The following is a 24,293-nucleotide window of genomic DNA, read 5'->3' on the forward strand; positions in this document are numbered from 1 at the left end:
CGCTGACACCCGCAAGAGTGAAGCGCAGAACACACCCGAGAACAAGATCAACTCAGTCGACGGACACGGTCGACCACCGGCGCGGCACTCCCACTCGGACAGGTTTCCGCAGGTCACGGATGTATCACCGGCATTGGGAGGAAAACCTTGGCGACTCCGAATGTGACGGAGATCTCACCCGTCACGGGCGCGCGTTCAAGCCTGAACCAATACTCCGTCAGGAGCTACGCGCGGATACCGGGCCAAGCGTTCGGAATCCGGAACTCCGGGCCGCGACCACACTCGCCGCCGACCGGAAGTGGGCAGGCCAGCGGCCCTCCGGGGCGGCACGAGCCGCGGCCGGCCGGGCCGCTCGACCGCCCGACCGAATAGTCGGCGGAAATCCCGGACAGGACCCATTCCCCGCGGACTCCGCGGGATTTCGGCGCGATATCCCGCGCGATTCCCGAATAGCACGCCCCCGGCGCGGCGGACACCGCGCCGGACCCGCGAAACCCGGGCTGGGCGCGCCGGAAGCGCTCTCCGCGCTCCGTCACAGCTGCATGTCCACGTCATGACAAGAAGGGCGGAAGTTCGCACGGAGAACGGCCCACCGGGGCCGGCGCGGCGAATGGCCGACCGGGGTACTGCGACCAGGTACGGGGACGGGGGTACGGGGACGGGGGTGCGGCGACCGAAGGGCCGTCAACTCCGCGCGCCCCGACCCGGGCAACGGGTCGGGGCGCGGGTCGGGGCGCGGCGGAGCGGCGGAGCGGCGGGCCTCAGTGGCAGGAGGAGCGCAGCCGGTCCAGCGTCACGTACCCGTGGTCGGCCGCCACCTCGTGGTCGTAGCAGCCGCCGTCCGCCGAGCGGCCCAGGTAGTGCTCGTCGGCGCTGCCGTCCGCCTGCACGGTGACTCCGGCCTGTCGCTGCAGCACACCCGTCGCCGAGAGCCGGTCGTCACTGCTCGACTGCCGCTGCCAGTCGCCGTCGCCGCGCCGGGTCTCCTGCCCCAGCTGCCGGGCCACGCTCACCTGGCCGCTCACCAGGTAGCTGTCGGCGTCCGCGCCGGGGGTGTAGGTGCTGGTCACGTCGATCGGGTACGACCAGCTGTCGCGCCGCTGCTCGGGGGCGCCGCGGCCACCGCTGGTGCTGGTCCGCGTCCAGCCGCTGTCACGCTGCGAGGTGACCTGCTGCTGGCCCTGGTTCGCGAGGGTGTCGCTGTTGCGGTAGTCGGCGTGCTGGTCCACCCGGGTGGTGATCCGGCCGCGCGAGGTGTCCACGTAGCCGGCCACCGTCCAGTCGCGCCCGGTGCTGGCGGTGATCAGCTCGCTGCCGTCGGGCCGGGCCGTCTCGGTGGTGGCCACCTGCGGCACGGTGGCGATGGTGTCGCTGGTGACGGCGCCGCCGGTCTGCGCGCGCAGCGGGTCGGTGGTCAGGAAGAGGCTGCCGTCCAGGGTCCAGCTGTCGCTGATCCCGGCCGGCGGCACGAGCGTGACGCTGTGCGGCCTGCCGTCGGTGAGGGTGCCGGCGAACGGCGTGAGGTCGACGTCGTAGGGCTGGGTGCGGAAGGCGTCGATGCTGGGGATCGGCCGCCACAGCAGCGGGCTGATCCCGCCGGTGTAGATCACCGGGAACGGCTGCACCACCCCGGCCGGCCGCCCGTCGACCAGCACCTGCACCTCGCGGTAGGTGCCGCCGCCGCAGAGCCCGTAGTCCGGGTGGGCGGCGGCGTAGTCGTCGGGCACGTTGGCGTACCAGAACTCCTCGCACCCGCCGCCGCGCGCGTAGAGCTGCAGGTGGGCGCCGGTGAGGTTGCGCGGGAAGGTCAGCGTGGAGGTCGCGCTCTGACCCTTGGTGAGGGTCCACCAGCCCGGCGCGGTGGTCGACTGCGAGACCGGGAGCACCTGGTCGGCGGTGGCGGCCGGCGGGTTGTGCCGGTCGGCCTGGTAGTACGTGACGGTCATCGTCATGTGGAAGACGCCGGTGTAGGTGTCGTTGACCAGGTTGCCGAGGTCCACGACCACCGGCTGCGGGGTGCGCAGCAGCGGGATGAAGCCGCTGAGGTCCTGGTCGACGTGCCAGCTGATGCCCGAGGGGTCGGGCTCGGGCGTGCTGGTGCGCAGCACCTCGGCGCCACCGATCCAGACCCCGGCCAGCCGGTCGTACTGCCGGCCCGCGACGCTGCCGGACCAGTCCAGCACCACCTTGTTCCACGGCCCGGGGCAGGCGGTGGGCGGGGTGAGCGTGCCGGTGAAGGGCTGGCCGTAGCTGTTGGCGAAGTCGTGCCGCATGGCGGTGACCGTGCAGTGCGCGGTGTCCGGACGGCTGATCGGCGGCAGCGCGGTGGTGGGGTTGCCGTAGTCCGTCTCGACCCGCCCACCGGAAGCGGCGGCGCCCGGCGCGGGCGCGGCGGGCGCCGCCGCGGCGGAGGCGCGGGGGGCGGCCGGGCCAGGGGCGGCGGCCGGCCCGCCGGTGGCCGCGGTGGCCGCCGTCGGGAGGCAGAGGGCGGCCGCGAAGGCCAGCACCAGGGCGGGAACGGCGCGGGCGAACGGGCGCCTGCGGGCGGGGGGAGCGGCAGCGGGTATCGGCACGGTTGGCATGTACTCACGGGCCGGTGATCACTGTCAAGGGTGCCGACGGGGCTTCCCTGGTGGGGTGGTTGAGGCCTCGTCGGCTCGCGCACCATGGCACCGGCGCGGCCCCGGCGCTCATGGTGTGGCTGCACGGCGGGCTACCACGGACCGTCCGCCTATCGGCCCAGCGCAAGGGTGCTGCTCCGGGCCACCCGCGCGCCCTGGCTCTCAGATGAGTCCGAGCCACTTCAGGGCATCGACACAGCGATCGAATTGACCCTGCGTCATGCGCTTGGCAGCCGCCTCCTCGGGGCTCTCGTCAGCGGCGCCGCGCTGCCACCAGACTTGTCCGGTGACGCGATCGGTCACCAGGAAGCGCTCCTTGACAGCGGGGCCGCGCACGATGAGCGAGACCGTGTCCGGGTCGGCGACGGCGGCGTGGACCATGGTGTGGTGGAGCGTGTACCTGGAACCGGCATGCTCGGAGCGCACCATCTTGGCTTGGAGCTTCGCGATGTCGGTGCTCTCATCGAAGCCCTCTTCGGTGCCGTAGAGGGTGTGGGTATAGCGACCGGCGAGGACCTGCGCGGAGTAGCTCCAGCGGTGGTTGTGGGGGCGGTCGTAGTGGTCAGGGCCGAACAGGTGCAGCCGGACGCGGAATCCGGACGGGTCGTCGTGGAGGACGATCTTGTCCAGGATGTCGTAGTGCTCGCACAGTGCCCTCAGCTGCGGGTCGATGGCGGCGTGGTCGACGGCGGAACGCAGAGCGGCGCGGTCCTCGGAGAGGTGGGCGAGGACGTCGGCGGTGGCCGCCCCGACCTGGGCGGCGTCGTCCCAGTCGAGTCCCTGGAGCTGGGTCGCGTAGGTCCGGATGGTGCTCATGGGTGGGCTCCTTGGGGTGAGTACGGGTGATGGGTGGCGCAGTGGGCTGTGGCAGTGGTGCAGGCCCGACGCAGGCACGTGGGTAGGTCGTGGCCCGCCAGGTAAGCGGCGGCGAAGCCGCCGGAGAACGCGGCTCCGGCCCCGTGGGTGTGGACGACGGGACCCGCTCCGGCAGGGACCCGGTAGCGACCGGTGGCACTGCGGGCCACCACCCCGAGCCGGCCGAGGGTTACCAGCGCAGCGGTCGGGTTGAGCTGTTGGAACAGGTCATCGGCAACGGCGTGCGCCTGGTTGGCGTGCCGTTCGGGGAGACCGGTTTGGACGGCGATCACGTCGGCTGCGGAGGCGGCTTGCCTGATGACAGGGTCGAGGGGCTCGCTGCCGAGATTGAGGATCACCGGGACACCTGCTTGCGCGGCGGCCTGAATGGCGTGGGCTGCGGGCTGGGTGATGGCGCGGTAGCAGTCAATGTAGGCGGCCCTGGCGCGAGCCAACCCCGAGAAGTCGGCCGTCAGTAGGTCGCCGGTGGCCTGGGCAAGGTGTGCGAACCAGGTCCGGGTGCCGTCCCGGTCGGTGATGACGGTGATCTCCGGGGTGCGCAGGCCGATGCGCTGGGTGATGCGGTGCTGTATCCCGGCGTTCTCCAGTTGCTCCAGGAGCCCGGTGCCGACCAGGTCGGCTCCAACACAGTTGGCCACGACGGAGCAGGCGAGGGCGAGGCCGGCGGCAGTGACGGCGGCGATAGGGCCGTCGCCGGCGAGCGAGTGGATGACGTCGTGGACCTCGGCACCGCTGTCGGCTGTCGGGTACCGGTCCACGGACAGGAGTCGTGCGCCGGCCAGGTAGCTGAAGCAGGCGAGGTCCACGGCGGCGGTCACGTCAGGACCAGCCGCGCTCGGAGTAGAGCGTGCCCTCGCGGTAGTGGGCGAGGGCTTCGGCGGCGTACGGGATCATCTCGTCGGGCAGCACGTCCAGGCCGAACCAGTTTCTCTGGGGCTCAGTGCACTGTTCGGTCGGTGGAGTGCCACGTTTGTCCAGGTCACGAGATTCCATGCGCTGCTCTCCTTCTGCAACAGGTGTAGTGGAAACGCCAACCCGCCGTTGAGGGGTCGTCCCAGCCGTCGAGGAAGGACGACCGCCGTCCGGAGACCCGGGGACGATCTCGGAGTGATCGGTCGGTCAGCTTCGACTCGGCCCAGTCATGGGAAGGGGACGCTGTAGCAATGCGTCGGCGCCGGTCGCTGTCGTAGACTCCGTGATCATGTTCAAGGGGTGGTGGCAAGTGCTGCCGGACGAAGAGCGGCAGCAGTGGATGTTGGAGCCGTTCGTGGGGGTGGGGCCGCTGCGCTTCGGCATGAGCCCCGACGAGGTAGCGGACGCGATGGACGATGTCACCGCGGAGACCGAGCGGCACCAACGCCATCGTCCTGCGAACTCGAACGTCTCCACGGTCGTGCAAGGGGTTTACCCGAAGTTCGGCCTGCACCTCTACTACCGGGATGGGGGGCTCGTGGGCGTTGTGGTCGACGCCCTGTGCGGGCCGCAGGTCTCTGTGGAGGGCACGGCGCTGGTCGGCCGGGTGCCCTCCGTGCTGGAGCAGTGGATGGTCGATCGAGCCGAGACCCTGCCGCCCGAAAGCGAGCTCGTCTACATGAGCGCAGGCGTTCCGGCCTCGGAGTCCCTCGGTGTGACGATCAATGTGCAACGAGAAGGCGACCGTCTCCTCACCCGACCCGTGTTCTACCCCGCTGAGGCGCTCGATGATCTCTCCCACTGGCTGCCGAGTGACGTCTGGGCGATCCATGACTGAATACTTCTGTGGTCCGTAGGGGCACCGTCTACGCGAGGATGGCGCCGTCGGCCCTGCGGAGGAGCACGTAGACGTCGATGACACTGCGGTGACGGTTGGTCATGTGGTTCTTCCCGTTTCATGGTTGATGGTCTTGGTCAGTTCGCGGTTCGCGGTCCGTGCGGCGTTCAACTCCTCGTCTCTCTCGTCCAGTTGGAGGTGGAGGTCGAGGTTCTGCTGTTCGAGTTCGGTGATGCGGGCTTGGAGTCTGTCGATGTCGCTGGGCGGTCCGATGCCGCTGTTCCGCCAGACCTGCTCGCCGAGTGCCTCGGACAGGCGCTGTTCAAGCTGTCGGATCTGCTCGGCCAGGCGGGTGCTACGCGCATTGGCGGCGAGAAGGTCTGCTTGCAGAGATGCCCTGCTGACCGTCGGCCCCTTGCCTGGGTTCGGTGGTGGCTCGGCGGCCAGCGCGTGAACATGGGCCAGGAGGTCCGGATGCCGGTAGAGGAACGTCCGGTCGACCCCGGCGCCGCGTGCGACAGCAGAGACGGACACGCTTCCGCCTTCGCGGGCCAACTGGTTGACTACCTTGAGGACGCGCTGGCGGCGCCGCGCAGAGTCGTCGCGACGGCCCTGGGCGAGGCGTTCTCCCGCGCTTGGCTTGGTCGTCATCGCGGACGCTCCGGTCGGACGTCGGGCAGGGGCTGCCGGATCCGGGGCATCCCGAGGAAACCTTGACGAGTTTTGCGGACCGTTGCCACGGCCTCCTCGATCTCAGCGCGTTCCTGCTCGGTCAGCGAGTCCAGGTCCTCGGTGACTCGCCGGATGAGGCGCCGAACCCGACTGATCTCCTCGTCCGAGGGCATGGCCTCGCGCTTGGCCCACTCGTCAGCGCTGGCCATCGCGCTCAGCCGCTCGCGGGTCCGCAGTAGGTCATCCAGGTAACTGCGGAGTTCCGGCAGGTAGGAGACGTCGGTGCTGAAGTGGTCGCAGCCCAGGCAGCGGAAACGAAGCGGGCACTGCCCGCCACCAGCGGTCACGTTGGTCGGCTCGGAACAGCGCCCGAAGGCGACGGCGACCTCGCCGACGGCGCGGCGGCTGCGCTGGGCATCCAGCAGGGCTTTGGCCTGCTGCCAGGTGCGACTGCCGTGGCGGTCGAACTGCAAGCGGGTGACCTTATCGACCGCCTGACGCAGGCGCTTTTCCTTGACGCGGTAGTAGCACCGAGTGGCTTCCAACGTGTCGTGATCAAGGAGTTTCGACAGCACGTCGATAGGAACCCCGGCGTCGGCGTGCCGCTGCGCGTAGGTGTGGCGGAACGCGTAAGGGAAGATCTTCGTCTTGTCGAAGACGGCGCCGCTGTCGAGCATGATCTCGGAGAGGGCATCGACCCACGTGCGGGTGTTCGCACTGAGCGTGCTCTCGGTGATGGCCTTGAGGCCACGGGGATTGCGGATGGGCGACGGCAGGAGTTTCAGGTCCCGCGCAGGGGTGCTGGGGAACCGGACCCGAACGGCTTGCTGCTGTGTCCGGATGAGCGCGGCAGTGGACTCGTGCAGGGGCAGCTCGCGCTGAGGCCGGTCTTCCTTGCTGTTGTCGTAGATCAGCACTGGCTTGCCTTCGCCGTCCAGTTCAAGGCAGTCGAAGATCAGCTCGCAGATCTCATCGGGCCGACGACCGGTGTCGATCAGCAATTCGATCCCGACCCGTGTCTCCAGGCCGGATCGCTCCTCGATGCGGCCGAGCTCCGCGCAGAGCCGACGCATGACCTCGGCGGGCAGGTCCTGACCGGCTTCCTTGCGCTCGGGCTTGGTGGGAAGGTCACCCCTGATCATCGTGAAGTTGTCGGGCAGTCCGTGCATCGGCTCGCCCGCTTTGGTCAGCCCCAGGCTGCGCATGCGTCTGATGATGTTGCCCGTCACGTAGATGGCATGGCGGCGGTGGTAGGCGCTGATACGGCCAGTGGCGAGCAGATGCGTCAGCCGGTTGAGGAAGAATTCGATGTCCTCTCGCCCCAGTTCCTGGGGGGTGTCGCCGCGGTCGGGGCGGGCGCGCAGGCTCTGCGAGAGCAGACCGAGATCATTCACCTGCTTGCGCAGGTTCGCGCCGGCCTTCTCACCGCGGACCTGCGGCGCGGTGTGCCTGGCCCAGCGCTTGGCGGTCTCCCGCAGCCACGGCTGCGTGATGCCGCTGAAGTCGATGGTGCCGGAGTGCCCGAAGACGGTCAGATCCCAGCAGTCCTTCGGATACTCGCTCTCCGGCGTTAGGCGGGCCCGTCGGACAGCGGTGGTGATCGTCGTCAGCGGGCCGCGGGTGAGCCGATCAATGCCGCTGGCCACGGCCTGACGGGGGTCGATCCCCTCCAAGGAAGCGGTCTGCTGGCGGCGCAGCCAGGCAGTGAGATTGCGCAGCCGGTGGTACGTGGTCAGGGCACCGTCCGTGCACCGCTGCTGGATGCCGTAGATCAACTGGGCCACCACGAGATCGGACAGGCCCCGGAAGCTAACCTCGGCGCCTTCGGGGATGGGCGTCTGGGTCGCCCTCCACGCATCGAGGTCCAGGTCGGGGTCGGTGCGGCGATCGTCGACCAGGCGGCAGTTGTGCGCGTGGCACAGCATCGACTTCATGACGCCGGCATGGCGGACGCAGGCCGGGGCCGAGCAGGGGCCGAGACTGGGCAGCGGGACCAGGTCGGTGCGGGCGAGGAAGTCGTCGAGCGAGCACTCGATCACCATGGTCCGCTGCCAGTGGTGCGACGAGCACAACGACCGCGGGGCGTCGACCCACGGTCGTTCGCACTGCGGCACCAGGCAGTTGCGCACGAAGCGACGGCGCCGGCCGTCCGGACGGGGCAGCGTCACGAACTCGGCTTCGTCGAGGCCTGAGTCGGCCAGGCGACGGGCGCAGGACGTGCAAATCATCCCGCGGGACAGGACTACGACACTGCAGTCCCGTGCTCGGCATACTGACCAGCCCAGCAGCGGGTGGTCAGCTGGCGGCTGGAGAATGTTGAGGGCGCGGTCAAAGCCGATCTCCGCCGGGAATTCCGGCCTCACCAGGCCCCAGAACCACTCGGCCAGGTCCTCGTCCCGCTCGGAGGCTAGCGCTGGTGCCATGAGCGCGCTGGTGCCCCGGATCATCGCAGGGCTCCCCAGGCATCGACCGGCGAGGGGACACGCTCGACGGCTTCGCGGATCCGATGCTGGGCCGGGTGCAAGTACGGTTCGCTGCTGGAGAATTGCGAGTGGCCCAGCAGTTGCGCGATCTCGTCGACGGTGCCGCCGCTGTCACCCACATTGCTGGCGAAGCCATGACGAAGCATGTGGGCGGTCACGGCTCGGTCCACCCCACCTCGCTGGCCCAGTCTCTCGATCAGTTCCGTCACCGCATCCGGGGACATCGGCGCCCCCAGACTGCCCCGCAGGATGTTGACCAGCGCGAAGTCGCTGTGCTCGCCATGTGGGAAGGACAGACGCTCCAGCACGTACTGGTCGTATGCCTGGACCACCAGCCAGTCGGCGGGCACCCAGCGTTCGCGCACCGACTTCGCCCAGGCCCCGTTCGAGTTCGCCCTGCGGACCACATGGACATGGGAGCCGCGCACCAGGCAGCCCAGCGGCGTCGAGTCCGGCATGAAGTGCATGTCCTCCCTGCGCAGCCCAGCCGCCTCGCCCCGGCGAAGACCCGCACGGGCCAGCAGCAGAACGATGAACCGGTCCCGTGCGAGGTGACAGGCCCTCAGGAGAGCCAGAACCTCCTCGTCGGCAGCACGGTCCCGACGTGCGCGGGGCACGCTGACACGATGCTGGGCACGCAGGCGATAGGCCATGCGGTCACCCTCGCCCCGTGCCTCAAGGGGAAGATCCCGAGCGTCGGCCATCTCATAGAGCTGGGACAGGACCGCGCCGGGCGCGCTGCCGGTGCTGACCGCGTGCCGCAAGAAGGTCCGAACACCGACCAGGATGTTCTCGATCCGGGCGCCACCACGCTGCGGCTTCATCCCGGGCCCGGTCAGCACCATCGCAGTGCCGAGGGCCGGAGGCTCGGCTCCCGTGAGCTCCGCGGACGCGTACCGCAACCAGGTGATGAACAGAGACAGGTCGACCGCGGCAGTCCTCCAATCCCGTCCCGTGCGCGCACACCACCGCAGGTAGAGGGCGATCGAGCCGGCATACGTCTTCGTGGTCAGCTCGGCTTGGGCACGGCCGAACCGGACGTGGCGCAGGAACGCATCCGCCTCCGGGACGATGGCCAACTGGCCGTCCAGCACAGTCCAGTAGAAATCGCCGGATGGCAACTTCACAGGGAACGCCTTCACTTGTGATCCTCCGCTCAACTCGTGGGCAACATGTCACAACGACCACGTCACCCACAGAGATGCGGTCTCCGACGGCTCATCACCCACACGAGATGCCACAACCCGCAACACCTAATGAACCCTGGAGAAACCACTGCCATCCGGCGCACTTGTCGGGCTCCTGGTTGGTGACCTCGCCCGTCCAGTCAGCGGCCTCGAAGAACAGGGCGGTGCGGGCGTCGTCGGTGCGGTGGTGCATGACGTGCGCGAGGCTGAGCTTCGCGGGGTCGATGGTGACGCCGATCTCCTCGGCGGCCTCCCGGGCGGCTCCGGCGGTGGCGCTCTCGGCGGGGTCGAGGTGACCGGACGGCAGGTGCCAAGCGCCGTCGGCGAAGCCGGTGTTCTGGCGTCGGCCCAGGAGGATCCGGCTATCTTGGAGAAGGATGACGTGCAGGTCGACGCAGGTCTTGTAACGCTCGGCCACGGTGGTTCCTTTGGGTTGTTCGGCATGCGGCCGGTGACCGCACGAGTTGATCAACGACTCCTCAAGCAGGTTGTTGTGGCGACTAGTTCGCCGGACTGGACTTCCACAGGCGGCACACCGGCACGATGTCGGGCTCTTCGGCGCACGAGGCACGCCTGTCCACGATCTCCTCCGCGGGACAGCCGCCCATGCAGGAGCCGGGGGCCTTGCAGTCGCCGCACGCCGACTTGGTGAGCGCTCCGCTGAACAGGTCGAACTCGTTCGGCCCCCGGTTCACGGTGATGGTGCCGTCGGGGGCGGTGTTGGCGTAATGGAGATCGGTGTCGAACAGGAAGCTGCACACGTAGGACCGGCCGTCGGGGAAGATGCTGATGCGGTCCAGGGTGCGGCCGATGCAGCCCCGGTAGCCCTCTTCCTCGAAGCGGGCCATCTCGGAGCGTCGAGCGAAGGTGGGCTGGTACCAGACCCGGGCGCGGTGGCCGGCGGCTACCTCGGGGAGCCGGTCGGTGAAGTCGAGCCACTCGTGGGGGCGCATGCCCCACTCCTCGTTGCCGTGGCCGCGTCCGATGACGCTCATGACGTGGAACTTCACCAAGCTGACGCCCAACGAGTCGGCGATGTCCAGCAGCCGCAGGCAGTCCGCCTCGTTGGCCTTGCTGACGGTGCAGATGATCCGGGTGTCGAATCCGCGCTCGCACAGCTCGGCGACGTTCTTCAGGGTGGTCTTGAAGGTGCCCTCCCCGCGCACCGCGTCATGGGTGGCGGGACTGCCGCCGTCCACACTGATCTGCACGTAGGAGAAGTCGCTGGGCTCCAGCCTGCGGAACTTCCTGATAGCCGGGTCGAGGCCGTTGCTGGTGGTGATCACGTGCTCGTAGCCGATTTGCTTGGCCAACCGGATGGTGTTCACGTAGTCGTGGTGCAGCGTGGGCTCGCCACCCAGGATGGTGAGCTTGGAACCACCCATCTGCCGCCACGCGGTGAGGTTGGCCTTGATCCGCTCGGGCGGCATCTTCAGGGCGCGCTCCAGCCGGGCCCCCATGTAGCAGTCACCACAACGGAGCTGGCATGCCTCGGTGATGTAGAGGTACACGTTGCGGAACCGGCCATACTCCACGCGCTCGATCTTCCGCACGTCCGTGTCGGAGGCTGACACGGGCATCCGAGCGTGCCCGTAGGCATCCTGACGCAGCGTCGGGACAGGCAGGTCAACGGCACTCAAGGAGTGGATCCTTTCGGGAGATGGACGTGAAGTTCGGCCTCTGCTGCGGCGAGCAGCAGGGCAGGCGGCAGTTCGGCGTCGATGGTGCGCCAGGGGACGTCCTGGGCGGTCAGCGCGGTCCGAATGGACGGAAGGTGCTGGAGGAACCTCGCGGCGCGGGCCGCGAGCCGCTGGGGCTCGTCGGAATCCCGACGCTGGGCCGGGGCTCCGCAGTCGGCACACCGGCCGTTCTCGGCGAGCCGTGCGGGCCGGTGCGGCTCCCCGTCCTCGGCGGTGCAGGCTGGGCACACCCGGCGGGCCTCAGCCCGCTGCCGGGCGGCCTGCGGGGGCAACCGGAGCACCAGCGCCAGCGAGGGCAGGCGAAGCGCGCTGAGCAGCCGGGCCAGGTAGTCGGCTTGGTAGCCGTTGCCCGGGTAGCCCTCGAAGACCACCGGGGACCCGACCGCCGGCTGGAACTGGCCGGAGACAGCGTCGCGGACCAGTACGACCGCTGTCCGGTCGGGCAGCCACCCCAGCGGGTCGGCCCGCCGCCGCATGACCGCAGCCAACGCCGGGTCGGTGCGAGCGCGCTGGCCGGCGTACTCGCGCAAGCGGAAGGTGCGGGCGTGGTGTCGGCTCTCCAACTGCCGGCTCAGGGTGCTCTTGCCGCTGGCGGGCGGTCCCAGGAGGAAGATGGCGGTGACCACGGCGTTCTCCTCGGTGGCGTGGACAGGGAGGCTGGGCGCGTCAGCGCCCAGGAGGCGAAGTCGGATCAGCCGACGTTGGGGGTGTCGGGAATGGCGACGGTCGCATGGACGCGCTTGCCGGACCCCGGGTAGCTGACGCCCCAGCTGAGCGCGAGGCTCTCGACCATGGCCATCCCGCGTCCGGTGGTGTCTTCGCCGGTCGCGGCCCGGCGGGCACGGCTGGGAGCGCGGGCTCCTCGATCCTGGACTTCGACGACCAACTGGCCAGGCCGGTAGATCCACATCGCGAAGTGGATGCCGTGTCGGGGGGCGTGGAGGAGGGCGTTCGTCACCAGTTCGCTGACGATGAGCTTGATTTCGAACTCCTTGTCAGCGGTCAAGCGGAAACCCCAGGCGCGAAGCGCCTTGGGAACCCTGTCTCGGGTCTCCTTCACCGAGGCTTCCGTCGGATTGACGGCCCAATCGACCTGAGGCGAATCCAACTCGCCTTGCGAAATGATGAGTTGATGAATCTCGGACATGCGAAGTCCTTCAAGAGGGCGGCTGATCAAGGAACATGACCGCACGTCAATGAGATCAAGAAGTGACGATGGTCACAGCTCTGATGCGATCCAGCATCCTCTGTTGATCTTCAATCCTCAATATTGGCACCGGAATTCGCAAAAGAAAGAACATCTGTTCCATCGACTTGGCACCCTAGGAATGCCACACTGCACCTTGCAGGTGCGATAGCACACCCTGGAGAGGACGGCGTGCACCCATGCCCAACGTTCGAGCAGTGCCTACTCTGCGGCGCCGCCGACTCGGCGAGAGGCTGCGGGAATACCGCAACACCGCCGGGTTGAACCTGGAACAGGCGGCAGAGGCAATGGGCGAGAAGTGGGACAGCTCCAAGCTGTCGCGGATCGAGAACGCCAAGGCGAAGATCAGCGCCGCTGACGTGACCCGTGTACTCCACATCTGCGGCGTCGAGGATCCGAAGACCATCGCGGCGATGGAGGCATTGGCCAGGGACGCTGGCAAGACCGGTTGGTGGGCCAACTATGCGACCGCACCGTACGATCTCCAGGATCTGATCAGCGCGCAGTCGGACGCCGAGAGCATCCGGCAGTACCAGCCCAACGTGCTCCCCGGGCTGTTGCAGACCGGCGCCTACGCCAGGGAGGTCACCGCTGCGACGGCGTTCAATCGACCGCAGGACGAGCACGCCGCTATCGCCGAACTGCGCGTCGTTCGACAGAACATCCTCACCAGGCCAGGCAACGCCGTCTCCTACTGGGCCGTGATCAACGAATCACTCCTCCACCAGCGCTTCGTCTCCCACCCCTCCCTGATGCGTGAGCAGCTCCGCCACCTGATCGACATGAGCGATCTCCCCAACATCACGATCCAGGTCATGCCGCTCACCGCCGGGCCGCATCCCGGCGCCTCCGGTACGTTCGCGATCACTCAGTTCTCTCACCCGTGGCCCTCCTTGGTGACCATCGAGCACAGGGCGCAGATGCAGTGCCTGGAGGATCGAGAGGAGGTGCGAAACTTTGAGACCGCCTTCGACAAAATCCGTGCCGCAGCACTTCCCGACGACCAGTCGCGGGAGACCATCCGAACGATCATGGAAGGACACTGAGGTGAGCACCGACCCCGAAGTCAAGGCGGAGTTGTACGCCCTGAACCTGAGCAATGCCGTCTGGCGCAAGTCCCCGCTGAGTCAGGACAACCGAGACTGCCTGGAGTACACCGACCTCCCCGGCGGCGGCACGGCCATCCGCGACTCCAAGAACCCGCATCTCCCGGCCCTGCGCTTCAATGCTGAGGAGTGGGCGGCCTTCGTGGGAGGCGCCAAGCAGGGTCTGCTCTGACCCGACCGCATGCGGCAACGCGTGAGCCGCTTCCCCCCATACGTGGTGGGGGGAAGCGGCTCACGCGTTGCCGCAACCGTACGGCCGGAGCCGCTCTGCCGGCAGGGGAATGGTCCGCGATACCTCGACCGGGCGATCCGATCCGGCGGGGCGGGCGTGGGCAGCGGGGCCGAACGCCGACGGCCCGCGCGCCCGCCCTCGGTGGGGCGGGCGCGCGGGCCGCGGAGTGGACCTTGGCGGCGCGGTCAGTGCTCGTACTCGTGCAGGTGGGCCGCCAGGCCGCGGCACCAGCGCGCGAGCTCGTCGCGGCTGACGGCCCTGCCCTCGCAGAGCGCGGCGACCTGGGCTTCGGTCAGCCGGTTGGGGCCGGCCATGGCCAGCAGGTGGCCCATTTCGTCCAGCAGGACCGCGAGGCGCTGGGCATCGGCGTGTTCGACAGTGGCGACGGCCTCGGTGTGACCGATCGTGACGGAACCAGGCATCTAGGACTCCCATCGTCAGCCCCCTCCCCCACGGTACGGCGGGCCGCCACGCGGTGCCCGCGTCCGACCGCACCGGCCGACGGCACCGCGCGGTCAGCCGCGACGCTCCGTGCTCACCACCACACCGACCGCCAGCACCACGATCGCGCCGCCCAGCAGTTCCGACAGCGTCAGCCGCTCGGCCAGGACCAGCCAGCCGAGGAAGACCGCGACCACCGGGTTCACGTACGCGTAGGTGGCGACCAGGCCGAGCGGCGCGGACTGCAGCAGCCAGGCGTAGGCCGTGAAGCCGACCAGCGAGCCGACCACGATCAGGTAGGCCAGCGCGAGCCAGGAGCGGGTGGAGACGGCGCCGAGGTGCAGGCCGTGCTCCTCGCCGCGGGCGAGCGCGACCAGCAGGCAGCCCAGGCCGCCGATCAGCATCTCGTAGGCGCTCGCCACCAGCGGGTTGGCGGGCATCGGCAGGCGGCGCGAGACGAAGGAGCCGACCGCCCAGGAGATCGAGCCGAACATGATCAGCACCACGCCGCCGAGCGAGACGCTGCCGCTGAAGCCCGGGGCCGAGAGCACCGCGAGACCGGCCAGTCCGAGCAGCACGCCGATCAGCGCGGCGCCGCCGGGCCGGTCGCCGGTGACCGTGCGCAGCAGCACCACCCAGAGCGGCACCACCGCGACCAGCAGCGCCGCCAGGCCGGACGGGATGCGGCCCTCGGCCAGCACCAGCAGCCCGTTGCCGCCGACCAGCAGCAGCAGGCCGACCACCGCCGCCGACCCGAGCTGCCGGCGGCTCACCCGCACCGCCGCGGGTCCGAGCCGCCAGGCCAGCACACCGAGCAGCAGCGCCCCGGCGAGGACGAAGCGGGTCGCGGCCGAGAACATCGCGGGCAGGGTCTCGACGGCGATCCGGATGCCGAGGTAGGTGGAGCCCCAGACCACGTAGACCACCGCGAGCGCGGCCCAGACGGTCCTGCTGATCCCGGGGCCGCCCGAGCCCGGACCCGAGCCGGGCTTCGACTGCGTGGCGGCGGCTCGGCCGGCACCGATCGATGTCATGCGCGTCTCCTCATCATGCTGCTGTACGGCCACGGGTATCAGAGCGCATCGGGCCGGCCCTCCGCCAGCCGGATATGGCAACGATTCGCCGAGCACCCTGTCCCGCCCGCCCCGCCACCGGAAGAATCGAGGGGCGCCCCCACCCGGGCCACCCCGCCCCAGGAGGCCTGATCCCATGACCGACCCCGTGACCGACCCCGTACTGCCCGTCTTCGTCTACGGCACGCTGCGCCCCGGCGGCCGCTACCACGACCGGTACCTCGGCGGGCGCTGCGAGCGGATCGAACCCGCCGTGCTGGCCGGCGCCGCGCTGCACGACGGGCCCGGCTACCCGTACGCGGTGGCCGACGCGGACCCGACGCGGCGGGTGCGCGGCGAGTTGGTGACCGTGCACGAGGCCGCGTTCGCCCGGGTACTGGCCGCGCTCGACGTCCTGGAGGAGTGCCGCCCCGACGGTACGGGGCTCTACGTGCGGCTGCGGCGGCCGGTCACCGTGGAAACAGCGCCTGAAGCCGCCCCCGCACCCGCACCCGCACCCGACCTCGCGCCCGGCCCCGAACGCGGCGGCGCGGCCCGGACGGTGGCGGCCTGGGTCTACCTGGCGGGCCCCGAGCTGACGGCCCGGCTGCGCGCGGCACCCGCGCCGATCCACTCCGGCGACTGGACCGCGCGCGGCTGACCCACCGCTGGGCCCGACCCGCGAGCACGCCCGACCCGCGAGCACGCCCGACCAGCGGGCACTCCTGACCTCCGCCGCCGGCCACCTTCGGTCAGCGCCGCGAACCCCACCCTCTATGCTCGGCTACCGCGCTCGCGCGCGCGACGCACCGGGCCGCACGGCCCACCACAACGGGGAGATGCAGCATGGGTGTGAGCCCGAGTCAGGACGTGGGCGGGGGCGGGTCCAGCGGGTCCAGTGGGTCCAGTGGGTCGAGTGGGTCGAGCGGGCCCGCCGGGTCCGGCGGGTACCAGGTCCACCCGCAGGCGATGGACGCGGTGGCCGGGCAGCTGTCCCAGGTCTCGGCCGACCTCCAGCAGGCGGTGGGCGCCTACACCGCCCCGGTCTGCTACGCCGCCTCCGTCTTCGGCGAGTTCGGCATGGACCAGGCCTGGTCGGGCTTCGACACCGACTGGGCCGCCGAACTCACCGTCACCCAGCGCGCGGTGGCCGAGCTGAGCAGCAACGTCACCGCGACCACCGCCAATTACCGGGCCGCCGAGGCCACCGTGGCCGGCTCGCTGGCCACGGTGGGAGCCGCTGCCGGAGCAGCTGCCGGAACGGGCACCGGAGCCGCCCGGTGAGCAAGGTGACCGATCTTCAGCAGGCGCAGCGATCGATCCAGGACCTCGACCCGATGTTCGTCGGCGTCGAGCTGTACGCCGCGATCCAGCACGCGCTGGCCATCGGTGCCCCGGTCGGCGATCCCCCCACGATCCAGGAGCGGGCGCGGGCGTACGCCGACACCGCGGCCGGCTACGCCCAGGCGAGTTCGGACCTGAGCGCGGTGGCCGCCAACCAGCTCCCGAACGCCTGGCGCGGCGCGGTCGCCGAAACCGCGAGCCAGGCGGTGCGGGCGGTGGCCGACGAGGCCGCGCTCACCCAGCAGAGCCTGGTCCAGGCCGGCCGGCTGCTGGCCGCCTGGGCGGACGAACTCGCCTGGGCGCAGCAGACCGACGCGAACGGCCGCGCGAAGCTGACCACCGCGCAGAACGCCGTCCAGCAGGGCGGCGACGACGCGGTGCCGCAAGCCCGGCAGGTCGCGCTCGACGGGATAGCCACCCGGCTGGCCGCCGCCCAGCGCGCGGAGGAGACCGGCACCAGCACCGCGAGCCGGCTGCGTCAACTGGCCGCCGCCGCCCGCGCCGAGCACGCGGGCCAGGGCTCGCTGGACCCGCTCAGCGCGGTGGTGCTGGCCGACGCCAGGAACCCGGGCGACGGCGAGGACGGCGACCCGATCCTGACCGACAACCAGCTCGACCGGGCGGGCCGGATCTACGGCGTGATGAACGGCGCCGACCAGGCGGCCTTCAACGCGCTGCTCGCGGGCGCCAAGTCGCCCCAGGAGTCGGCGTATCTCTGGAAGGCGCTCGCCGCGGGGCACTCGGTGGCCGACATCCAGCAGTTCGACGCGGGGATCCACCCGCACGGCGACGATCCGGTCTGGCTCTCCGCGCACCTGATGCCGGCCACCGGGAACACGGCGGCGGCGAACGAGTCGCCCGGCAACACCGACCTGACCTACCAGGGCCAGGACGTCTTCATCGACGGCTTCCCGGTCTACTCCCAGGGCGCCAACAACGACTGCGTCGCCGCCTCCACGGTGATCGCCCAGGCCCGGCTCGACCCGCTGACGATGTACCACCTCACCACCGGCGGCACGCCCGACCAGCCGGGCGCCGACTCGCCGCAGGCCTTCCAGCAACGGCTGCAGCAGATGTACCTGGGCCAGTACCGGCAGGGCCAGTCGGCCGACGGCCGGATCGACCCGAAGACCGGCATCGGCCCCACGGGCGAGACCCTGCTGGCCGAACAGGATCTCGGGGCCGCCACCGGCGCCGACTACCAGTACGTCGGGCTGGGCAGCGACGGCGACCGGCAGGCGGCGGTACAGCGGATCGAGAGCTCAGTCGACCAGGGCCTGCCCGTGCCGATCGACGTCAACCGGGGCAGCGAGGGGCACCAGATGATGATCATCGGGCGGGACGGCGACATGCTGGAGATCTACAACCCCTGGGGCCGGACCGCCTGGGTGAGCGAGGACCAGTTCGTGCACGGGCAGCTCGGGTCGCTGACCGACGGCGACAACCTCAACAACGCCTACGCCGTGGAGCTGCCGAAATGAGGACCGAGCGCGAGGACGCGGAGCTGCTCGACCTGGACGTGGCCACCGCGATCACCCGGGGCCTGCTGCTGGCCGGCGGTCCGCGCCAGGCGCTCTTCACCGAGGCCGCGATCGCCGCCTGCCACCAGGCGGAGCGGGCCGGCCTGGGCGCCTACCCGCTGAGCTTCGTGGCCCGCCACGTGCGCGCGGGGGGCTTCACCGCCGCGCTCGACCTGCGCGAGCCGGCACCCGGGGAGCAGGCGCGGGAACTGGTGCGCGACTGGATCAGGGCCGCCGCGGCGAGCGGGCTCGACGTCAGCCGCGAACTGCTCTTCGCGCGCTGGCTGGCCCAGGTGGCCGCGCTGATCGCGCTGCGCCGCCGGACCCGCGAGGCGGCCAGGTGAGGCGGCGGACGGCACTCCTCGCCGTACTGGCCGCGGCGGTGATCGCCGGCGGGTCGGCGACCCTGGCCGCGGGGTCGCCGCACCGGCCGCCGGACCGCAGGACGGCCCTGCCGGACTTCGGCACGGTCCAGCGGACCGCGTTCGGCAGGCCGGCGGCACAGCAGGGCGAGCCGGTCGCCTTCCCCACCGAGCAGGTCCAACTGAAGGTCGGCCAGCGCCTGCTGGTCGCCACCGTCCGCTCCGACCTGCCCGCCGGCTGGCTGCCCGGGGTGCCCGCCAACCCGCACGTGATCCGCGCCGATCCGGAGCAGACCGTGCACGGCTGCTCCGCCGCCGTAGCGGGCTGCTCGGCCGACGTCAACGAGGTCTACACCGCCGTCGTCCCCGGCAGCACCACGGTGAGCTGGACCTTCGAGCAGTTCGGCTGCAAGTCCGCGGCCAAGTCCGCGCCGTCGCCGGTGCCGTGCGTGTGGGGCACCAAGACCGTCCTCGTCACCGTCACCCACTGATGCGTCACCGTCACCCACTGATGCCAGAAGGAGCAACCCGCTTGTCAACCGTCAACGTAGGCCTGGTCGGTGTCGGCAACTGCACGTCCTCGCTGGTCCAGGGCGTGGCGCACTACGCCGCCGAGCCGGACGCGCCGGGTCTGGCCAACCCGGTCTGCGCCGGCTTCTCCGTCGCCCAGGTGCGCTTCACCGCCGCCTTCGACGTGGACGCCGACAAGATCGGGCTCGACCTCGCCGAGGCGATCTGGGCCGGGCCCAACAACGCGACCCGGTTCGCCGAGGTGCCCGTGCTGGGCGTGCCGGTGCTGGAGGGGGCGCTCGGCGACGGCGTGGGCCACGAGGTGGGGCAGCGGATCACCGCGCGGGGCGCGGCCACCGTCGAGTCGATCGCCGAGCACCTGAGGGCCACCGGCACCGAGGTCCTGGTGAACTTCGTGCCGGCCGGCAGCCAGCTGGCCTCCGAGCTGTACGCCGAGGCGGCGCTGCTGGCGGGGTGCGCGTTCGTCAACTGCATTCCCTCGGTGATCGCGCGCTCGCCGCGCTGGGTCGAGCGGTTCGAGACGGCAGGGCTGCCGCTGCTCGGCGACGACCTGAAGAGCCAGTTCGGTGCCACCCTGGTGCACCGCGCCCTGGTGGAACTGCTGGCGGCCAACGGCGTGCGGCTGCGGAACACCTACCAGCTGCTGGCCGGCGGCAACCTGGACTTCGTCAACCTACGAGACGCCGACCGGATGCGGACCAAGAAGGAGACCAAGTCCAGCGGCCTGCGCGGCCCGGACGGCGCGGAGCTGCTGCCCCCGTCGAACGTGCACGTGGGCGCCGACTACATCCCGTTCCTGGCCGACCGCAAGATCGCGGTGATCCGGGTCGAGGGCGAGGGCTTCGGCGGCACCCCGGTCGAGGTGGACCTGAAGCTGACCGTGGACGACTCGCCGAGCGGTGCGGGCAACGTACTGGATGCCGTCCGGTACCTCAAGTTCGCCATGGACCAGGGGGTTTCGGGGGTGCTGGACCCGGTGGCGCACTACCTGATGAAGGCGGTGCCGCGCCCGCTGGGCGAGGAGGCCGCGGCGGCCGGCCTGCGGGAGCTGCTGGCACGCGGGTAGCGCGGCGGGGGCGGCACGCGGCCGGGGGCGGGGCGGGGGCGGGGCGGGGCGGGGCGGGCGTGGACGGCGGGGCCCGGTCGAGCGGATCCGGCGAGGATCACCCGGACGCGACCCCGCTCCGCGCTGCGTGGCGGGCAGGCCGGGTGTAGAGAGGAAGCGTGCCTCCCCGGCGGCTTTCCGACGCGTCTGCCCGGCCCCGGCGATCCGGCCGCGCCCTGGTGCTGCTCCCCCTTGTGCTGATCGTGGTGATCACCACGGTCGACATCCTGAGTCCGCCGGAGATCCACCTCGGGCCGCTGCTGGTGGTCGCCCCCGCGATCACCGCCTCCTTCGCCGGCGCCCGGCTGACCGCACTGGTCAGCCTGCTCGCGGTGGCCGCGCTGACGGTGATCGGCTTCCTGCGCGACGGGGTGACCACGGCCAACCACGAGACCCAGATCGCCGGGCTCGTCATCGTCTCGGCCGTCGTGGTCAGCTTCACCGCGCTGCGCGACCGCCACGCGCGCGAGCTGACCCGGGTCCGCTCGGTCGCCGAGGCCGCGCAGCGGGTCCTGATGCGCCCGCTGCCCTCCCGGCTCGGCCCCCTGCGGATCGCCTCGGTCTACCTGGCCGCCGAAGCCGAGGCCCAGGTCGGCGGCGACCTCTACGCGGCGGTCCGGACCGCCACCGGCACCCGGCTGATCGTCGGCGACGTCCGCGGCAAGGGCCTGGCCTCGCTGGAGGAGGCCTCGCTGCTGCTGGGCGCCTTCCGGGCCGCCGCGCACCTGCAGGCCTCGCTGCCGGACCTCGCCGCGCACCTGGACGGCAGTGTCAGCTGGGACCTGGCGGGGGACCGGGGCGCGATGGCGGGTGCGGGTGCGGGTGCGGGTGCGGGCGCGGACGCCGGGGAGGACGGGGAGGCGGGCAGGGCGCAGGCGGGCACGGACCGGGAGGCGGGCGAGTCGTTCATCACGGCGGTGCTGCTGGACATCCCCGACGACGGGAGCACGATCCAGGTGATCAACTGCGGCCACCCACCGCCCATGCTGCTGCGGCAGGGTCGGGTGCTGGCGCTGGAGGCGCGCCGGCCCGCGCCGCCGCTGGGGCTGGGCGGCCTGCTGGAGGCCGATTACCACGCCGACGAGTTCCCGTTCGCGCCCGGGGACCGGCTGCTGATCTACACCGACGGCGTGATCGAGGCCCGCGACACCACCCGCGCCTTCTACCCCCTCGCCGACCGGCTGCGCGGCTGGACCGCCGATCCCCCGGGGCCGCTGCTCCAGCACCTGCAGCACGACCTGCTGGCCCACGCGGGCGGGCATCTGGGCGACGACGCGGCCATGGTGGCGGTCGAGCGGGTGGGCCGCCCGTCCGATCCCGGCGGCGCGGCCGGCGGGGGCGCGGAGGCCCGCCGCGGCGACGCCCTAGGGTGACGGGTACGAGCGGATCCGGTGCGCGGGAGGCGGGCGAAGGTGAGCGGGGTGGCGGCGGACGACGCGGGTGCGGCGGGTGCGGCGGGCACGAGCGCGAGTGCGGCAGGCGCAGGCACGGGCACGGGCGGGAGCGGCACGGGCACGGGCGGCACGGGCACGGGCGGGAGCGGTGGGGCGCGCGGTGGGGCCGACTTCACGCCAGAGGAGCTGGCCAGGGGGCGGGCGCTGCGCCGCGCGCAGGTGCCCTGGCTGCTCGGCGGGCAGCTGGCGGGCCTGGTGGTGACGCTGCTGCTCGGCCTCACCCCCGCCGGGGCGCACCTGGTGCACTGGGCGGGCGACCTGTTCGGCGGCTCCTGGGCGGCCCAGGTGCTGGGCGGGACGCTGGCGCTGGTGCTGATCGGGCAGCTGGTCGGGCTGCCGTCCGGGGCCCGGGTGCGGGTGGTGCGCGCGCGGTTCGGCCTGGTCACCCAGGGCTGGGCCGGGTGGGCGGTGGACCAGCTGCGCGGCCTGGCCCTGGGCCTGGTGCTCGCGCTGCCCCTCGCGCTCGGCGTCTACGCGCTCATCGGCTGGTCGACCCGCTGGTGGTGGGCGCCGGCGGCCGGGGCGGCGGCGCTGCTCACGGTGGTGTTCTCGTTCCTCTTCCCGCTGCTGGTCGAGCCGCTCTTCAACCGCTTCACCCCGCTCGCGGACGGCGAGCTGCGCACCGCCCTGCTGGCCCTGGCCGAGCGCGACGGGGTGCGGGTGCGCGAGGTGCTGGTGGCCGACGCGTCCCGCCGCACCACGGCGCTCAACGCGTACGTCTCGGGCTTCGGCGCGACCCGGCGGATCGTCGCCTACGACACCCTGCTCAGCACCGCCGAGCAGCGGGAGGTGGAGCTCGTGGTGGCGCACGAGCTCGGGCACGTGGTCCATCGCGATGTGCCGCGCGGCACGGCGCTCGGCGCGCTCGGCGCCGCCGTGGCCGTGGCGGTGCTCGGGCTGCTGGCCGCGCTGCCCGCCCTGCGGTCGGCGGCCGGGGTGCCGGACCTGGCCGACCCGCGCTCGCTGCCGCTGCTGGCGGCGCTCGCCGCGGTGCTGGGCGCGCTGGCCGGCCCGCCGCAGGCCGCGGTGAGCCGCCGGATCGAGGCGGCCGCCGACCGGCACGCGCTCGAACTCACCGCCGATCCTGAGCAGTTCATCGCGATGCAGCGCCGCCTCGCGGTGGCCAATGTCGCGGACGTCGACCCGCCCAGGGCACTGGAGCTGCTCTTCGCGACCCACCCGAGCACCGCGCGCCGGATCGCCGCGGCCCGGCGGTGGACGGCGTCCGCCGACGGACGGGCCCGGGCGACCGGCTGAGCGGACGACCGGCTGAGCGGCCGCGCGCCGAAACCCGGGTGCGGGGCGCGGCCGGAGCATGGCAGGCTGCCCCGGGAATCGAGCACGAAGGTGGGTGGGTCACGGATGCTGCGGGCCGGTACGGGGCTGGACCAGGACGGGCTGATCGTCCGCGAGGGCGCGCTGGCGAAGGTGCCGAGCGCCTTCGCCGAGGTGGTCGCGCACGCGCGGGTCGCGGTCGCGGAGGCGTTCGGGCCCGAGTCGCTGGACAGCGCCTACCTCTACGGCAGCATCCCGCGCGGCACCGCCGTGGCGGGCCGCTCCGACCTCGACCTGCTGCTGGCACTGCGCCACCGGCCCACCGACGCCGACCGCGCCACCGCCGACGCCCTGCAGCGCGACCTGGACCACCGGTTCGCCCAGCTGAACGGCGCGGGGATCCTGCTCTTCGGCGCGGCGGAACTGCTCAGCGAGGCGGAGCGGTACGACCTGGGCTGGTTCGTCGCCTGCCTCTGCACGCCGCTGCTCGGCGACGACCTGGGCGAGCGGCTCCCCCGCTACCGGCCCAGCGGCCTGCTCGCCCGGGAGACCAACGGCGATCTGGCGGACCGCCTCCCCCGCTGGCGGGCCCGCGCGGCCGCCGCCACCACCGCCGACGACCCCGCCGCCGAGCGCCGCGCGCTGAGCCGGGGCGCTGGGCGCCACCTGGTGCGGACCGGCTTCACCCTGGTGATGCCGCGCTGGCCGGGGTGGACGAGTGATCTCGCCGAGTCCGCCGAGGTGTTCGCGCACTACTACCCCCAACAGGCTGACCAGATGCGCGCGGTGGCGGCCGCCGCCCCGTCCGGGAGCACGGATCCGGCGCTGCTGCACCTGATGTTCGAGGAACTGGGCCCGTGGCTGGCCACGGAGTACACGGCGGTGCACGGGGTGAAGACGCCGCGGCCCCAGGCCTGAACCCACCCGCTCCCGCGTCCAGCAGCACCGACCGGCCCGACCGGAGGTCAGTGGGAGGCGGCGATCTCCGCGGCGAAGACGGTGCCCAGCGGCTCGGGCCCGATGTACTGCTGGCAGTTGCACGGGCGGGACTCGTAGCGCACCGGCCTGCGCTCGGCGTCCCAGGCGGTCGGCGCCTGGACCTCCTCGTGGCACCGGCCCTGCCGGTCGTGCTTGGCCAGGTGGTGCGTGCAGCCGCAGACCGGCTCCGGTGGGCGGTTCGCCGCCTCCAGCGCCAACTGGCTGCTCTCGGCGAGCCGGTGCAGTTCGAGCTTGCGCTCGTGCCGGGTCCGCAACGCGCCGCGGACGTTCTCGTTGAGCCAGCGTCCACCGAAGATCGCGCCCGGAATCAGCGCCAGGAACCAAGCAAACATGTGCGGCAACTCCCCCAGGTTTTCGGCCGGCCCCGCATCCTAAC

The 24,293-nt window shown here is 71.5% G+C and carries 26 protein-coding genes; 12 read left to right on the plus strand and 14 right to left on the minus strand.

The annotated features are described in order from the left end of the window. Positions 1-761 precede the first annotated feature (761 nt). From OG455_RS08345 to OG455_RS08360, 4 genes are all read right to left on the minus strand, one after another. Positions 762-2,573: a peptide-N4-asparagine amidase gene (locus OG455_RS08345; RefSeq protein WP_266291695.1), complete on the minus strand. Its 1,812-nt coding sequence runs from the start codon at positions 2,571-2,573 to the stop codon at positions 762-764. A gap of 210 nt (positions 2,574-2,783) precedes the next feature. After that, the gene (locus tag OG455_RS08350; RefSeq protein ID WP_266291697.1) at positions 2,784-3,437 is read right to left on the minus strand and encodes a hypothetical protein; all 654 of its coding nucleotides are present in this window, start codon (positions 3,435-3,437) and stop codon (positions 2,784-2,786) included. Beyond that, the gene (locus tag OG455_RS08355; RefSeq protein WP_266291698.1) at positions 3,434-4,315 is read right to left on the minus strand and encodes a carbohydrate kinase family protein; all 882 of its coding nucleotides are present in this window, start codon (positions 4,313-4,315) and stop codon (positions 3,434-3,436) included. The genes OG455_RS08350 and OG455_RS08355 overlap by 4 nt, the downstream gene beginning before the upstream one ends. Position 4,316: 1 nt before the next feature. Beyond that, entirely contained in the window at positions 4,317-4,490 is a 174-nt protein-coding gene (locus tag OG455_RS08360) for a hypothetical protein (RefSeq protein ID WP_266291700.1), read from the minus strand. A gap of 202 nt (positions 4,491-4,692) precedes the next feature. Here OG455_RS08360 and OG455_RS08365 point away from each other — a divergent pair, with 202 nt between their 5' ends. After that, the gene (locus tag OG455_RS08365; protein WP_266291702.1) at positions 4,693-5,247 is read left to right on the plus strand and encodes a hypothetical protein; all 555 of its coding nucleotides are present in this window, start codon (positions 4,693-4,695) and stop codon (positions 5,245-5,247) included. Between the two features lie 99 nt (positions 5,248-5,346). Here OG455_RS08365 and OG455_RS08370 read toward each other — a convergent pair whose 3' ends face one another. From OG455_RS08370 to OG455_RS08400, 7 genes are all read right to left on the minus strand, one after another. Next, a complete protein-coding gene (locus OG455_RS08370) occupies positions 5,347-5,898 on the minus strand; it encodes a DUF6262 family protein (protein ID WP_266291704.1) in 552 nt (183 codons plus the stop codon). Then, positions 5,895-8,366 carry a tyrosine-type recombinase/integrase gene (locus tag OG455_RS08375; RefSeq protein WP_266291706.1) on the minus strand — a complete coding sequence of 824 codons (2,472 nt, stop codon included), beginning with the start codon at positions 8,364-8,366 and terminating at the stop codon, positions 5,895-5,897. Before OG455_RS08375 ends, OG455_RS08370 begins: the two co-directional genes overlap by 4 nt. Further along, complete coding sequence (locus OG455_RS08380) at positions 8,363-9,544, minus strand: tyrosine-type recombinase/integrase (protein ID WP_266291708.1); 1,182 nt, start codon at positions 9,542-9,544, stop codon at positions 8,363-8,365. The genes OG455_RS08375 and OG455_RS08380 overlap by 4 nt, the downstream gene beginning before the upstream one ends. A 79-nt stretch (positions 9,545-9,623) precedes the next feature. Beyond that, positions 9,624-10,007 carry an NUDIX domain-containing protein gene (locus OG455_RS08385; RefSeq protein ID WP_266291710.1) on the minus strand — a complete coding sequence of 128 codons (384 nt, stop codon included), beginning with the start codon at positions 10,005-10,007 and terminating at the stop codon, positions 9,624-9,626. Between the two features lie 82 nt (positions 10,008-10,089). Continuing rightward, the gene (locus OG455_RS08390) at positions 10,090-11,163 is read right to left on the minus strand and encodes a radical SAM protein (RefSeq protein WP_266291712.1); all 1,074 of its coding nucleotides are present in this window, start codon (positions 11,161-11,163) and stop codon (positions 10,090-10,092) included. A gap of 62 nt (positions 11,164-11,225) precedes the next feature. Next, complete coding sequence (locus tag OG455_RS08395) at positions 11,226-11,915, minus strand: AAA family ATPase (RefSeq protein WP_266291714.1); 690 nt, start codon at positions 11,913-11,915, stop codon at positions 11,226-11,228. 65 nt (positions 11,916-11,980) lie between these two features. Then, a complete protein-coding gene (locus OG455_RS08400; protein WP_266291715.1) occupies positions 11,981-12,436 on the minus strand; it encodes an ATP-binding protein in 456 nt (151 codons plus the stop codon). 257 nt (positions 12,437-12,693) lie between these two features. Between OG455_RS08400 and OG455_RS08405 the strand changes: the two genes are divergently transcribed. Both OG455_RS08405 and OG455_RS08410 read left to right on the plus strand, forming a co-directional pair. Beyond that, entirely contained in the window at positions 12,694-13,542 is an 849-nt protein-coding gene (locus OG455_RS08405) for a helix-turn-helix transcriptional regulator (RefSeq protein ID WP_266291717.1), read from the plus strand. A 1-nt stretch (position 13,543) separates the two neighbouring features. After that, the gene (locus OG455_RS08410) at positions 13,544-13,774 is read left to right on the plus strand and encodes a DUF397 domain-containing protein (RefSeq protein WP_266291719.1); all 231 of its coding nucleotides are present in this window, start codon (positions 13,544-13,546) and stop codon (positions 13,772-13,774) included. A gap of 245 nt (positions 13,775-14,019) precedes the next feature. Here the strand turns inward: OG455_RS08410 and OG455_RS08415 are convergent, their stop codons facing one another. Together OG455_RS08415 and OG455_RS08420 are read right to left on the minus strand one after the other, a co-directional pair. Further along, a complete protein-coding gene (locus OG455_RS08415) occupies positions 14,020-14,256 on the minus strand; it encodes a hypothetical protein (RefSeq protein ID WP_266291720.1) in 237 nt (78 codons plus the stop codon). A gap of 93 nt (positions 14,257-14,349) precedes the next feature. Next, on the minus strand, positions 14,350-15,309 hold the full coding sequence (locus OG455_RS08420; protein WP_266291722.1) for an EamA family transporter: 960 nt from the start codon (positions 15,307-15,309) through the stop codon (positions 14,350-14,352). Positions 15,310-15,484: 175 nt separating this feature from the next. On the opposite strand from OG455_RS08420, the gene OG455_RS08425 reads away from it, so the two are divergent. From OG455_RS08425 to OG455_RS08465, 9 genes are all read left to right on the plus strand, one after another. Further along, positions 15,485-15,988, plus strand: a complete 504-nt coding sequence (locus tag OG455_RS08425) for a gamma-glutamylcyclotransferase family protein (protein WP_266291723.1) — start codon at positions 15,485-15,487, stop codon at positions 15,986-15,988. A gap of 308 nt (positions 15,989-16,296) precedes the next feature. Then, positions 16,297-16,611 carry a hypothetical protein gene (locus tag OG455_RS08430; protein WP_266291725.1) on the plus strand — a complete coding sequence of 105 codons (315 nt, stop codon included), beginning with the start codon at positions 16,297-16,299 and terminating at the stop codon, positions 16,609-16,611. Next, positions 16,608-18,152 carry a hypothetical protein gene (locus OG455_RS08435; RefSeq protein ID WP_266291726.1) on the plus strand — a complete coding sequence of 515 codons (1,545 nt, stop codon included), beginning with the start codon at positions 16,608-16,610 and terminating at the stop codon, positions 18,150-18,152. The genes OG455_RS08430 and OG455_RS08435 overlap by 4 nt, the downstream gene beginning before the upstream one ends. Next, positions 18,149-18,535 carry a hypothetical protein gene (locus tag OG455_RS08440; RefSeq protein ID WP_266291728.1) on the plus strand — a complete coding sequence of 129 codons (387 nt, stop codon included), beginning with the start codon at positions 18,149-18,151 and terminating at the stop codon, positions 18,533-18,535. Before OG455_RS08435 ends, OG455_RS08440 begins: the two co-directional genes overlap by 4 nt. Further along, positions 18,532-19,044, plus strand: coding sequence for a hypothetical protein (locus OG455_RS08445; RefSeq protein WP_266291730.1), 513 nt, complete (start codon positions 18,532-18,534; stop codon positions 19,042-19,044). The genes OG455_RS08440 and OG455_RS08445 overlap by 4 nt, the downstream gene beginning before the upstream one ends. A 41-nt stretch (positions 19,045-19,085) precedes the next feature. Further along, on the plus strand, positions 19,086-20,150 hold the full coding sequence (locus OG455_RS08450) for an inositol-3-phosphate synthase (protein ID WP_266291733.1): 1,065 nt from the start codon (positions 19,086-19,088) through the stop codon (positions 20,148-20,150). A gap of 218 nt (positions 20,151-20,368) precedes the next feature. Then, entirely contained in the window at positions 20,369-21,562 is a 1,194-nt protein-coding gene (locus tag OG455_RS08455; protein ID WP_266291735.1) for a PP2C family protein-serine/threonine phosphatase, read from the plus strand. 48 nt (positions 21,563-21,610) lie between these two features. Continuing rightward, positions 21,611-22,900 (plus strand): M48 family metalloprotease, encoded by a 1,290-nt coding sequence (locus OG455_RS08460; RefSeq protein WP_266291737.1) that lies wholly within the window; start codon positions 21,611-21,613, stop codon positions 22,898-22,900. A gap of 105 nt (positions 22,901-23,005) precedes the next feature. After that, the gene (locus OG455_RS08465; RefSeq protein ID WP_266291739.1) at positions 23,006-23,836 is read left to right on the plus strand and encodes a nucleotidyltransferase domain-containing protein; all 831 of its coding nucleotides are present in this window, start codon (positions 23,006-23,008) and stop codon (positions 23,834-23,836) included. Positions 23,837-23,883: 47 nt separating this feature from the next. On the opposite strand, the gene OG455_RS08470 is transcribed toward OG455_RS08465, so the two are convergent. Continuing rightward, the gene (locus OG455_RS08470) at positions 23,884-24,249 is read right to left on the minus strand and encodes a hypothetical protein (protein ID WP_266291741.1); all 366 of its coding nucleotides are present in this window, start codon (positions 24,247-24,249) and stop codon (positions 23,884-23,886) included. Between the last annotated feature and the right edge of the window lie 44 nt (positions 24,250-24,293).

This window comes from Kitasatospora sp. NBC_01287 (genome assembly GCF_026340565.1).
Lineage (GTDB): Bacteria > Actinomycetota > Actinomycetes > Streptomycetales > Streptomycetaceae > Kitasatospora.